This window comes from Devosia sp., assembly GCF_035944845.1.
Classification (GTDB): Bacteria; Pseudomonadota; Alphaproteobacteria; order Rhizobiales; family Devosiaceae; genus Devosia_A.
The window spans coordinates 23,920-35,713 of record NZ_DASZAW010000131.1; the positions used below are offsets into that span (position 1 = coordinate 23,920).

At 64.5% G+C, this 11,794-nt stretch carries 10 protein-coding genes and 1 tRNA gene; 7 read left to right on the plus strand and 4 right to left on the minus strand.

The window, feature by feature from the left end; translation table 11 throughout:
- Positions 1-42 precede the first annotated feature (42 nt).
- The gene (locus VGV07_RS25800; RefSeq protein ID WP_326871603.1) at positions 43-2,130 is read left to right on the plus strand and encodes a molybdopterin oxidoreductase family protein; all 2,088 of its coding nucleotides are present in this window, start codon (positions 43-45) and stop codon (positions 2,128-2,130) included.
- Between the two features lie 76 nt (positions 2,131-2,206).
- Here VGV07_RS25800 and VGV07_RS25805 read toward each other — a convergent pair whose 3' ends face one another.
- Positions 2,207-3,028, minus strand: a complete 822-nt coding sequence (locus tag VGV07_RS25805; protein WP_326871604.1) for a sulfite exporter TauE/SafE family protein — start codon at positions 3,026-3,028, stop codon at positions 2,207-2,209.
- A gap of 270 nt (positions 3,029-3,298) precedes the next feature.
- On the opposite strand from VGV07_RS25805, the gene VGV07_RS25810 reads away from it, so the two are divergent.
- Both VGV07_RS25810 and VGV07_RS25815 read left to right on the plus strand, forming a co-directional pair.
- Positions 3,299-3,742, plus strand: coding sequence for a glyoxalase superfamily protein (locus tag VGV07_RS25810; RefSeq protein ID WP_326871605.1), 444 nt, complete (start codon positions 3,299-3,301; stop codon positions 3,740-3,742).
- 176 nt (positions 3,743-3,918) lie between these two features.
- Complete coding sequence (locus VGV07_RS25815) at positions 3,919-4,635, plus strand: glutathione S-transferase N-terminal domain-containing protein (RefSeq protein WP_326871606.1); 717 nt, start codon at positions 3,919-3,921, stop codon at positions 4,633-4,635.
- A gap of 457 nt (positions 4,636-5,092) precedes the next feature.
- Here VGV07_RS25815 and VGV07_RS25820 read toward each other — a convergent pair whose 3' ends face one another.
- On the minus strand, positions 5,093-5,590 hold the full coding sequence (locus tag VGV07_RS25820) for a DUF2147 domain-containing protein (RefSeq protein WP_326871607.1): 498 nt from the start codon (positions 5,588-5,590) through the stop codon (positions 5,093-5,095).
- A 250-nt stretch (positions 5,591-5,840) separates the two neighbouring features.
- On the opposite strand from VGV07_RS25820, the gene VGV07_RS25825 reads away from it, so the two are divergent.
- A tRNA-Ser gene (locus tag VGV07_RS25825) sits at positions 5,841-5,931 on the plus strand.
- A 363-nt stretch (positions 5,932-6,294) separates the two neighbouring features.
- Here VGV07_RS25825 and VGV07_RS25830 read toward each other — a convergent pair.
- Both VGV07_RS25830 and VGV07_RS25835 read right to left on the minus strand, forming a co-directional pair.
- Positions 6,295-7,197 carry a sugar phosphate isomerase/epimerase gene (locus VGV07_RS25830; RefSeq protein ID WP_326871608.1) on the minus strand — a complete coding sequence of 301 codons (903 nt, stop codon included), beginning with the start codon at positions 7,195-7,197 and terminating at the stop codon, positions 6,295-6,297.
- Positions 7,198-7,207: 10 nt separating this feature from the next.
- The gene (locus VGV07_RS25835) at positions 7,208-8,242 is read right to left on the minus strand and encodes a Gfo/Idh/MocA family oxidoreductase (RefSeq protein WP_326871609.1); all 1,035 of its coding nucleotides are present in this window, start codon (positions 8,240-8,242) and stop codon (positions 7,208-7,210) included.
- Between the two features lie 159 nt (positions 8,243-8,401).
- Here VGV07_RS25835 and VGV07_RS25840 point away from each other — a divergent pair, with 159 nt between their 5' ends.
- The 3 genes from VGV07_RS25840 (at position 8,402) to VGV07_RS25850 (ending at position 11,766) form a co-directional block, all read left to right on the plus strand.
- A complete protein-coding gene (locus tag VGV07_RS25840) occupies positions 8,402-9,439 on the plus strand; it encodes a substrate-binding domain-containing protein (RefSeq protein WP_326871610.1) in 1,038 nt (345 codons plus the stop codon).
- Between the two features lie 128 nt (positions 9,440-9,567).
- Positions 9,568-9,816 (plus strand): hypothetical protein, encoded by a 249-nt coding sequence (locus VGV07_RS25845; RefSeq protein WP_326871611.1) that lies wholly within the window; start codon positions 9,568-9,570, stop codon positions 9,814-9,816.
- A gap of 513 nt (positions 9,817-10,329) precedes the next feature.
- On the plus strand, positions 10,330-11,766 hold the full coding sequence (locus VGV07_RS25850; protein ID WP_326871612.1) for a mannose-1-phosphate guanylyltransferase/mannose-6-phosphate isomerase: 1,437 nt from the start codon (positions 10,330-10,332) through the stop codon (positions 11,764-11,766).
- Positions 11,767-11,794 lie beyond the last annotated feature (28 nt).

The window sequence follows — 11,794 nt, forward strand, 5'->3', positions numbered from 1 at the left end:
CACCCTGTTGCCGCCCCATCCCCCGTGATAAATCTCCGCGCCATGAACGCCATCACCACACCCCGCACCGCCCGTTCGGTCTGCCCGCACGATTGCCCCTCGACCTGTGCGCTGGATGTCGAAGTGATCGACGCGCGAACCATCGGCCGGGTGCGCGGCGCCAAGGACGATCCGTACACCGCTGGCGTCATCTGCGAGAAGGTGGCGCGCTATGCCGAGCGGATTCATCACCCGAACCGACTGACCCATCCCCTTCGCCGCATTGGCAAAAAGGGCTCCGGCGAATTCCAGCAGATCAGTTGGGACGAGGCCTTCGACGAGATCGTCGCGCGCTGGCTCGAGATCGAGCGCACCGATGGCCCCGAGGCGATCTGGCCTTACTTCTACGCCGGCACCATGGGCCACGTGCATCGCGACGGCATCGAGCGGCTGCGGCACGCCCGCGGCTATTCGCTGCAATATGACACCATCTGCACCGGCACCGCCTGGCCCGGTTTCATCGCCGGCACCGGTGTACTCGCCGGCCCCAACCCCGAGTCGATGGCCGACAGCGATTGCGTCGTCATCTGGGGCACCAATGCGGTCGCCACCCAGGTCAACGTGATGACCCACGCCATTCGTGCCCGCAAGGAGCGCGGGGCGAAGATCGTCGCCATCGATATCTACCGCAACGGCACCATGGAGCAGGCCGACATGGCGCTCGTCGTGCGCCCCGGCACGGATGGGGCGCTGGCCGTGGCGGTGATGCACATCCTGCTGCGCGACGGCCTCGCCGACCGCGCCTACATGGCGGAATACACCGATTTCTCACCCGAGTTCGAGGCCCATCTCGCGACCTGCACGCCAGAATGGGCAGCCACGATCACCGGGCTCACCGTCGCCGAGATCGAGGCCTTCGCCCGTCTGGTCGGCACCACGCCCCGAACCTATTTCCGCCTCGGCTACGGCTTTACCCGCCAGCGCAACGGCTCGACCTCGATGCATGCGGCGCTCTCGGTCGCGGCGATGACTGGCTCCTGGCAGCACCATGGCGGCGGCGCCTTCCACTCCAACTCCGGCTCGTGGAAGCTCGACAAGTCGATGATCACCGGCGCCGAGATGGGGCCGGGTGGGCGCGAACTCGACATGTCCGAGATCGGCAAGGTGCTGACCGGTGATGCCAAGGCGTTGAAGGGCGGCGGCCCTGTCAAGGCGCTGTTCATCCAGAACACCAACCCGGTCAATGTCAGTCCGGAGCAGGGGCTGACCCGTGCCGGCTTCGCGCGCGACGACCTGTTCACCGTGGTGCACGAACAGTTCATGACCGATACGGCCAGGTTCGCCGACATCGTGCTGCCGGCCACCATGTTCCTCGAGCATAACGACTATTACCGGCGCGGCGGCCATACCCGGCTGCTCTACGGCCCGAAGCTGGTCGACGCCCCCGGCGAGTGCCGCTCCAACTTCGAGGTGGTCAACGAGCTGCTCCACCGCCTCGGCACCGATCACCCCTCGATGCACCTCACCGATCGCCAGATGGTGGCCGAAACCTTCCGCCGCTCAGGCTTCGGCGAACTCGACGAAATCGAAAAATCGGGCTTCATCGATGGCGCCTGGCCCGACGAGAAGGCGCGCTTCGCCGATGGTTTCGCCTGGCCGGACAAGCGCTATCGCTTCGCGCCGGATTGGAACGCGGTGGGGCGGCTCAAGGGCTATAACTGGGTCTGCGACCCCCAGGAAATGCCGCGCTTCGCCGACCACTGGGATGTCACCGAGCGGGTCGATGCCGAAACCCCGTTCCGGCTTGCCACCAGCCCGTCGCGCAGCTTTCTCAACTCGACCTTCGCCGAAACCGCCGGTAGCCGGAAGCGTCAGCCCGAGCCGACCGTGTTCATCCACCCTGATGATGCGGCCGAGCTTGGCATCGCCGACGGCGATCCGGTGACGCTCGGCAACCGTCGCGGCGAGGTGGCGCTGACGGCCGTGTTTTTTGCCGGCATGCAGCGGGGCGTGCTGATCGCCGAGGGGATCCACCCGAACTCGGCGCATCGCAACGGCGTCGGTATCAACACGTTGATCGGTTCCGACCCCGTCCGCCCCTTCGGCGGCGCCGCATTCCACGATGCGTCGGTATGGGTGCGCAAGGACTGAAACCAGCTACCGGCCTTTCGGCTATCTCCCCGCACGAGGAGAGATGGCCGAGAGACCGCTAAGCGGAGCGACATGGCTAGGTTGCGCCGTAAGCGTCCCAGAAGAACCAGACCGTCAGGCCGCTTGCATAGATGATGACCAGCGCCCGCAGCCATTTGGTCGGCACCCGGTGTGATAGCCGCGCCGCCACATAGCCTCCGATCGTCGCCCCGACCAGCGCGAACGAGCCGTGATACCAGTCGATCGAGCCCGAGAGCGCAAAGCGCACCACGGCGATCAGCGCCACCGCGCTCGAGATCCAGCTCTTCAGTCCGTTCATCGCGTGGATGTCAGGCAGCCCGGCCAGCGCCAGAAACGCCAGCAGCAGGATGCCGAGCCCGGCATTGAAGAACCCGCCATAGACGCACAGCGCCGCCAGCAGCGCATAGATTGCCACCGTGCCGGCGATCTTCATGCCGCGCGCTTGGCCGGCGCGCCGGGCGATGAACGCATTGATCGGTCCGCCGAAGGCGAACAGCAGCACGGCGAACAGCATCAGCCACGGCACGATCTTGCCGAACGCCTCGTTCGACACGTGCAGCAACAGTTCCGCCCCGACGAAACCGAAGATCAGCGCGATGGCCGTGTAGGGGAGGAGCTTGTCGCGGTGCTTGACGATGTCCTTCCAGAACCCGACGGCACCGCTCATGTAGCCCGGCAGCGAGGCATAGGTGTTCGACGCATTGGCGATCACCGGCGGCACGCCGGCCGCCATCAGCGCCGGAAACAGCACGAACGAGCCACCGCCCGCCAGCGTGTTGATGGTTCCGGCGATAAGCCCCGCTACGAACAGCATGGGTTCGGGAAAGCGGACGATGGTGGCAATGAGGCTGGTGAAGAAAAGCATGATCTCAGTCATTTGCCTTCCCTAGCCCGTTGCACGCCGGCGCTCCAACGAGAAACCGTGATCTTCGCCATCAGCGGCACGAATGGCGGCAAGTTGACAAAACGGCCGTCATCCACCATATGCCGAGCCGTGCTGCTGGCGCCTGCCGCTCGCCGGGGAAACCCGATGGTCAAGTCCAGCCGCGGATCATCCGTGACGCATTACATGATCGCTCCCCTTCTAGGCGGTTCATGGCAAGGCGAGCCCCATGAAGAAATCCGCCTCTCTTTGAAGAGGACCGACATGACTTTCTCTCTCGATACCCCCAGTGCCGCCACGCTCAAGGCCGAGGCCAAGGCTCTGCGTGCCGAACGTGCGCTCGCCGGCAATCCGCTGGGGCAGGGCGCCGCGCTCGAAGAAATCGCCCGCCGCCACGGCTACCGCGACTGGAACACCGCCTCAGCGGCGATGCCGGAACGCGCGGTCAGCCCGGTGCAGGTTGGCCAGCGCGTCAAGGGCACCTACCTCAGCCAGCCGTTCATCGGCATGGTCATCGGGGTACAACTGCTCGCCGACATGAATCACTACGAGGTGACGGTTAAGTTCGACCGCCCGGTGAACGTCTCGAAATCCGAGCTGATGGGCCCGATCTACCGCCAGCGCGTCCGCGCCACGGTGGACCTGCGCGGCATCTCTGCGGCGCGCACCAGTGACGGGCAGCCGCATATGCGCATCGGGCGCGCCTGACAGGACTTTCCGGAGCCATCGCGATCCGGAGAATTGCATTTCAACGGCGGGCCTCGCTCCGCCGTTGTCATTCCCGTGTGCGGGTTGTCTTCCATCGGCAGGTGCCGATATATGGAGCCCTCGTCCTCCGGTGGCGTTTCGTCACCACTTCAGCAGCAGACTCGGGACTCCATCCAATGACCACCCAGACCTTGCCCATCGATCTCTATTACGCCGCCACGCCGAACGGCCGGAAGATCACCATCATCCTCGAGGAGCTGGCGCTGCCCTACGCCATCTACCCGATCAATATCGGCCGCGGCGACCAGTTCAAGCCGGATTTCCTCGCCATCTCGCCCAACAACAAGATCCCGGCGATCGTCGATCCCGAGGGTCCGGAGGGCAAGCCTGTCTCGATCTTCGAGTCCGGCGCCATCCTGAAATATCTCGCCGAAAAGTTCGGCAAGTTCTACGGCACCAATTGGTCGGAGCGGATCAAGATCGATGAGTGGCTGTTCTGGCAGGTCGGCGGCTTCGGCCCGATGCTGGGGCAGAACAATCACTTCTCGCGCTACGCCCCCGAGAAGATCCCCTACGCCATCAAGCGCTACCAGGATGAGAGCCACCGGCTCTACCGTGTGCTCGATACCCAGCTGCAAAAGCAGGCCGAACTCGGCAAGGACTATGTGGCGGGCGACTACTCGATCGCCGATATCGCCATCTTCGATTGGTCGCGCAGCTCGGACAATCACGGTATCGACATTGCCGAGTTCCCGACCTTTGCCGCCTGGCGGCAGCGCATCACCGACCGTCCGGCCGTGCAGCGCGCCCTCGGCATCACGCTCGAGCAAAGCCAGCAGATCAGCGCCGCCACCGACAAAGAAGCGCACAAGATCCTGTTCAACCAGCGGTAAAGTCGGAGCGCGCAAGAGAGCGCTTGGCAGAGCGCAGACGTCACCCCACCCACGGTGTCACCCCGACGAAGGCCGGGGTCCATCCTGAGATGCCGCGGTGCGCTGAGGATCGGGTAACTTCACGGATCGGTTGAACCACCGCGTTCGCCCCACCCACCGGCTGTCATCCCAGCGAAACCTTATACGCGCTAAGTCAGGTGCTGCGCCTGCTCCGGTGAGGTAAGGGGTGACAACACTCCCCGGCGTCATTCCCGCGAAGGCGGGAACCTAGTGGGATGCTTCGGCATCCGCTGAGGCTGAGAGATCCCACTGGGTCCCCGCCTTCGCGGGGATGACGCCGGTGGCAAGACAAGCCTACCTTACAGTCTGCGCAAATGCCTACTTGGCGTCCAGCTTTCGCTGGGATGACATCGCAGGTGAGGTGCTTGCGGCGCCTAAGCTCGAGCGCGTACACACCCTACTCCGCCACGACTTCCACCGGCACCCGCGACCAATCCTGCTCCTGGCAGAGCACATAAAGCACGCACCCCTTGAGCCGGATCAGGTCGACCGACAGCACCTCGACCGAGCCCGAATAGACGTTGCCGTCCTCAGGACTGTAGATCTCGCCCTCATAAAACATCGGATTGCCCGTCTGGCGCAGCGCCAGGATCTGCAGCCCCTGGATCGGCCGGCCCTGCAGTGCCGGATCCTTGTTGTTGGCATCGGTGAACGATGCCGGATCGATCGCTTCCAGCTGATCGCCGTATTTCTCTTTGATGGCCTCGGGGATCACGATCTTGCTGATGTGCCCGCAATAGCCGGCGGGGCAGGGGATGATGGTCAGTTCGGTCTGCGCCGTGGTCAGCCAAACCCCTTCGATCAGCGCCGGCAGCGCCTGCTGTGCTGCCACGGGCCCCAGGCCCAGCCCCATGGCAACCACTGCGACGCGCGTCAGTTCACGTAGAAAGGCCATGGGTTCATCCTCCGCAAAGATCGCCCATTCCGCTCCGCTTGATTCGAGGGCAGGGCCTCGACTGCGGCAACTGCGGCTATCGTCGCGCAGCCTCGGGTCAAATCAATGGCAAACTTCGGCAAGTATCGTGACGCAATAGTCGGCGAGGCAGTTCTGCATCACTTGCCCGGGTCCGGTCAGTTATTGCGACATGGCCCCACCGAAAAACCCCTTGCCCGCCCGGGCGATTGCCCCTATCAGGACCGGCGACGGAGAGGTGGCCGAGTGGTCGAAGGCACGCCCCTGCTAAGGGCGCAGACCTCTAAAGGGTCTCGTGGGTTCGAATCCCATCCTCTCCGCCACCCTGCGCCCGTTGCGCTTCGGGTGGCAGGCCACACGGACCCCAACGGGCGCAGGGGTGATCTCTCGAAGCTGCTTGCAGCGTAGGGAGACATGTCGCCCAAGTGGCACCATTTTCCTTCTGCCGACGATCCGCACCGCCGGGCGCGCGCATAGGTGACGCGCCTGGAGCCGCGGCCCCCGTCGTCGCACCGCCCGGCTTCGGTGCCGAGCGGCATGTTTGCATCAGCGTCAGTTCGTCATTGGCGGATGAGACAAAAACCCGGGCTCTAACTGGCCCAACTTCGAGCCGACGACGAAGAACAGGGTGTTCGGCGCCAACAGCCAGAACTCGGGCCGGCGGGCCTGCTTGCCCGCCGTGCCGCCTAACCTGCGATGGCGATGTAGTCGCCGCCGCGGCTGTGCTTGAGATAGTTGAGCGCCCGGACCTGGCCGGTCATTTCGAGCTCGCCGCGATAGACCGGGTCGTGCCAGCCTTCGATGTCGATCGAACCCGACCAACCGGCGAGGCGCAATTCGGAGATGATGTCGGTCCAGTTGCTGTCGCCGAACCCCGGTGTGCGCATGAACACGAACTTCTCCTTGCCGAAGATGCCGTGCTCCCTGATCACGTCCCAGCGGACGGTCGCGTCCTTGCCGTGCACGTGGAAGAACTTGTGCGCCCACTTGCGGATCTGGGGCAGCGGGTCGATCAGGTAGACCAACTGGTGGCAGGGCTCCCATTCGAGGCCGATATTGTCGTCGGGCGTCTCATTGAACATCAGCTCCCAGGCATCGGGGTTATGGGCGATGTTCCAGTCGCCGGTCAGCCAGTTGCCATCCATGGCGCAGTTCTCGAAGGCGATCCGGACGCCTTTGTCGGCCGCGCGCTTGCTCAGTTCCGACCAGACGGTCTTGTATTGCGGCAGGCTGTCGGTGAGCGGCTTGCCCCTTACGCGGCCGGTGAACCCGGCCACTGTGGTCGCTCCAAAGTGGTGCGCATTGTCGATGCAGGCCTTCCAGCCCTCCAGTGTCTGGCGATCCATTTCCCGGTCCTCCAGCGGATTGCCGAACATTCCGAGGGTCGAAATGGTGATGTCGCGGTTACCGATGGCGTCGAGGCAGCGTTTGCCGAGTTCGCCCAGGTCCTGTCCGTTGGTGGTCTGCCAGAAGAACGGCTCAAAGCTCTCGAAGCCGAGGTCGGCAATCTTGCCGATATTCTCGGCGGCCTGGCCCGCCGTGGCAGAGATCATGGTGCCGATGCGGATGGCCTTGGCGGGGTCGGTCAATTCGAGATCCTCAAGCTGTAATGGCGACGCGCTGGCGCGTCCGGGCGCTCTCGATGGCGGCAAACACCATGGCGAGACTGTTGATGTTGTCCGAGCTCGCCGTTTCCGGCGCCTGCCCGGCCGCGATCGCGTCGATGAAACTGGTAATGACGCTGGCATGGCCGTGCGTTTCGTCGGCGTTCGCCGGCGGGGCGACTTCCAGAGGAGCGAGCGGGCGGAAGAAGCCGTCGCTGCCGGCCACCACGTTGGCCTCGAACCCGTCGGCGCCGTCCCACAATACGGTGCCCTTCGAGCCGACGATGCGCCACGCGGAGTCCCAACTGGTATTGGCGCCCTCGGCGCTCCACGAGCCGCGATAGGTGAACAGCACGTCGTCTGAGAACTCGAAGATGGCGTTGGCAACCGAGCCGTGCGCGTACCACGAGCTTTTCGGGTTGGCCTCGTGGCAGTAGACCGCCAGCGGCTGCTTGCCCGAAATGAAGCGGGCCGCATCCAGCGTGTGGATCGCCATGTCGACCAGCAGCACATGCTCCATCTGCTCGCGGAAGCCACCGAAATGTGCGCCGACGAAGAAGTCGCAATGCACTGCGTTGAGCGTCCCGAGGGCGCCGCTCTCGATCGTCGCGCGGAGCCGGCGGACGCCCTCGTTGAACCGGCGGTTCTGGACGATGGCGTGGGTCTTGCCGACTTCGGCCGCGAGCGCCACGAGGTCGCGGGCGTCGGCGAGGCTCGTCGCCATCGGCTTTTCGGAGAGCACATGGCAGCCGTGCCGCAGCGCAATGGCGACCACGTCATGCCGGGCCCCGGGGATCACTACGTCGAACACCAGGTCCGGCCTGGTACCATCGAGCAGCGCCTCGAGGTCGGACTCGACCGCGGCGCGGCTGAGCCCGAACTCCGTTGCCAGGCGGTTTGCCGCGTCGATATTGATGTCGTTGAGCCCGACGATGCTGATGCGGTCGCTGAGAGCTGGCGTCTCGGCAATCGCCTTGAGCCAACCTCTGGACATAGCTCCGCATCCGGCCAGAACGGCACGATATGACAAGTTGATCCTCCCCACGAGGCGTCGGCGGCGCGTTGTCGCATTCTCGCCGAGCGAGTTCCGTAAACGTTTACGACGCTATATTCTACCTCAGTTCCGTGTCAATACGACTTTCGTAAACGTTTCCGGTCTTGCGGCAGGCTGGGGAGAAATGAGGGAAACATGAAGGGAATCAAGCAGCTGGCGGAGCAGCTCAACATTTCGATCGGCACTGTTTCGCGCGCCCTGAACGGTCGCCCCGATGTGAATGAAGAGACCCGCAAGCGCGTGCTTGAGGCGGCCGCGGAGTTCGGTTACGTGCCAAACCAGTCGGGCAGGAGCCTTCGCCAGGGCACCACCAACGCCATCGGTTTCATGATCGAATCCGGCGGCGGCATCGCCGGCAACTCCGACAACTTCTTCTTCGGGGTGTTCGACGGCGTGCAGAACGTGCTGAGCCGCCACCATCTCGACCTCGTGGTGCTGCCGTGCTCGACCGACGAGGATCCTGCCGCATATTTGCAGCGCATGGTGACGCGCCGCACGGTCGACGCGATGATCATTTCCGCCACGCACCGCCGGGACGAGCGCATCGAGCTGCTGAACAAGGCACAGATCCCCTTCATCGCGCTGGGTCGGTCCGGCACGCAGGGGCCGCACCCCTGGCTTGACCTCGATTTCGAAGGCGTCGCCAACCGCTGCATCGACCGGCTCGTCGCCAAGGGACATCGGCGCATCGCCGTGGGAGCGCCGAGTAACGACATCAACCTGAGCTTCGTCTATCTCGACGGCTACATGGCGGCGTTGAAGCGGCACGGCATCGCGTTCGACCCCAAGCTGGTGCTGCGCGTCGCCTCGTCGGAGCAGGGCGGCTACCAACTGGCGCATGATCTGCTCGCCATGGAGGAGCGGCCGACGGCGGTTGTGCTGGTCTATGAACTGCTGGCGTTGGGGCTCTATCGCGGGCTCAACGAGGCGGGCCTCGTGCCGGGACGCGACATGGCGATCATCGGTTTCCGCGAGAGCCTCGTGGCGAAGTTTCTTTCCCCCTCGCTCACCTGCTTTCGCATCTCGTTGCGCGACCTCGGCATTGCGCTGGGCGAGTCGCTGCTCGCCGCCATGCCGCCCTATGCCGACATCTACCCGCAGGGCATCGTCCACCGGGTTTGGCCAATGGAACTGGTGCCGGGCGAAAGCGACGCAATGGTGATCGGGGATTGACGGGCAGTGCCGCCCCGATCACGGGAACGCATCCGGCAATCAGCGGTTGAAGACCGCCAGCGATACGTCGGCGTAACGCTCGCTTAACACGCGATGTCGGAACCTGAGCGCCAATCAGGAGTGCTTTAATGGGTGCGACCGTGCTGGCGGCCTTGCTTGCCGGCGGATTGGGCTTGATCGCCGGAGGTTACTACTCGACGGTCGGCTGGATCGTGGTGGGTAGCCTGTTGCTGGTGACCACCGCCACCGCTTCGTTCGCCGCGCATGCCGACGTCGTCGCGACATTGGGCTGGATAGCGCTCTCGATCGTTGCGTTCAGTACCGGCCTCATGCTCGGCCTTATCATCCGTCGTCCCGTGGTCCTCAGTCCCGCGTGATTGCGTGGCCTCGAGCGCAGCTCACGGCTCCTCACGCGGCACGATGTCTTGCGTAGCGCGGATCATCTCCAACGAGAGGTACAGCGACCAGGCCTCACGCAAGTCGATGTGGCAGGCGCCGGCTCCGCCGATGGCGCGATCGCCACGTCAGCCGCCTGCAGTGGCAACGCGGCGAGTGACAGGCTCTGCTGCACGTCGTTCTCCGGTGGCAACGATCTCGACGAGAGACGCAACTTCAAGCTCACGCGACACAATAGCTGCACCTGTCAGCAACTGCCGCCATCGAGTTGGTCGGTCACCGTCTGGTAAGGATGATTTCCGCGCGAATGCGCGGCCCGCCCCCTATCTGGCGGGGTCAACGGATGCTATCGCCTTCCGTGGTATGCTTCTCCTTCCGGCCGCAACGGGACCTTAAGACGGCCATGGATTCGTTGTTTGGCGTTGGGCCAACGGTCCGCCAGCCCCGAGCAGCACGAGCTGACCAGCCTTCTACTCCACCGAGGCCTACAATCGATGACTGAAGCCACCCTGATCGTACCGGTAATCCTTGCAGGCGGGCAGGGGACCCGGCTCTGGCCGATGTCGCGTGCGGCTCGCCCCAAACAGTTCCTGCCGTTGACCGGCCCGACGTCGCTGTACCAGCAGACGCTGCGGCGCGTCGCCGACCCTTCACGCTATCACCCGGCGGTTATCGTCACCAATGCCGAGTATCGCTTCCTCGTCGCCGAGCAGGCGCAGGAGGCCGGTGTCGCGACGTCGGCCGTGCTGCTCGAGCCCGTCGCCCGCAACACTGCCGCCGCCATCGCCGCAGCCGCCCTCCATGTGCAGCAGGCTTTCGGCGACAATGCCGTGATTCACGTTCTCGCTTCCGACCATGCCGTCGAAGCCGACGACAACTACTGGTGGAGCGTCGATACCGCTGCTGCGGCGGCCCGGGCCGGCCAGCTTGTCACCTTCGGCATCACCCCCACCGCACCCGAAACCGGCTACGGCTACATCGAGGCCGGGTCAGAGCTCGGCAACGGTGTTCGTTCGGTTGCCCGCTTTGTCGAAAAGCCCAACCGCGCCACTGCCGAGGAGATGCTGGCGGCCGGCGGGTACTACTGGAACTCCGGCACCTTCATGCTGGGTGTCGCGAGCTTCCTCGGCGAGGTGGAGACGCTCGCACCCGAGAGCTTCGCCGCGGCGGCCGCTGCGGTTTCCGCCGCCAAGGCCGACCTCGATTTCATCCGCCTCGATGAGGCCGGCTTCAGCACAGCCCCCAACATCTCGGTCGACTATGCGATCTTCGAAAAGTCCAGGCAGGTGGTGCTGGTGCCGGTGACCTTTCCGTGGTCGGATCTGGGCGCCTGGGATGCAGTGTGGAAAGTGTCCGGCAAGGATGCGGCCGGGAATGTCGTCAGCAATGGCAACGCTACCCTCTCCAACACCCGCAACTCGCTGATTGTCTCCGAGCGGGCGCACATCGCCGTCGAAGGGCTGGAGGATGTCGTCATCATCGCCTCGGAAGACGCCATCTACGTCGGCCGGCTGTCGGAGGCACAGCAGGTTGGGCCGATGGTCAAGGTGCTGCGGGCCGATCCCGCCACCCAGGGCCTCACCGAGATCCACCGCACCGCCTATCGTCCGTGGGGCGGCTATTCCTCGGTGCTGAACGGGGATCGCTTCCAGGTTAAGCGCCTGTTCGTCAAGCCCGGCAAAAAACTCAGCCTGCAAAAGCACCACCATCGCGCCGAGCACTGGGTGGTGGTGAGCGGCACCGCCGAAGTCACTGTGGATGGCAAGGTGACGATGCTCACCGAGAACGAGTCCATCTACCTGCCGCTCGGTTGCGTGCATCGCCTCGCCAACCCCGGGAAAATCCTGCTCGAGCTGATCGAGGTGCAGACCGGCTCCTATCTGGGTGAGGATGACATCATTCGCATCGAGGACGAGTTCGGCCGCGCCTGACTTTGGTCGGTGGTTGCGACGAACCGCC

What these genes read in the sequence shown, in the direction of transcription:
- VGV07_RS25800 (WP_326871603.1), top strand. Translation starts at nt 43, where the DNA reads ATGAACGCCATCACCACACCCCGCACCGCCCGTTCGGTCTGCCCGCAC.
- VGV07_RS25805 (WP_326871604.1), bottom strand. Translation starts at nt 3,028, where the DNA reads ATGACTGAGATCATGCTTTTCTTCACCAGCCTCATTGCCACCATCGTC.
- VGV07_RS25810 (WP_326871605.1), top strand. Translation starts at nt 3,299, where the DNA reads ATGACTTTCTCTCTCGATACCCCCAGTGCCGCCACGCTCAAGGCCGAG.
- VGV07_RS25815 (WP_326871606.1), top strand. Translation starts at nt 3,919, where the DNA reads ATGACCACCCAGACCTTGCCCATCGATCTCTATTACGCCGCCACGCCG.
- VGV07_RS25820 (WP_326871607.1), bottom strand. Translation starts at nt 5,590, where the DNA reads ATGGCCTTTCTACGTGAACTGACGCGCGTCGCAGTGGTTGCCATGGGG.
- VGV07_RS25840 (WP_326871610.1), top strand. Translation starts at nt 8,402, where the DNA reads ATGAAGGGAATCAAGCAGCTGGCGGAGCAGCTCAACATTTCGATCGGC.
- VGV07_RS25845 (WP_326871611.1), top strand. Translation starts at nt 9,568, where the DNA reads ATGGGTGCGACCGTGCTGGCGGCCTTGCTTGCCGGCGGATTGGGCTTG.
- VGV07_RS25850 (WP_326871612.1), top strand. Translation starts at nt 10,330, where the DNA reads ATGACTGAAGCCACCCTGATCGTACCGGTAATCCTTGCAGGCGGGCAG.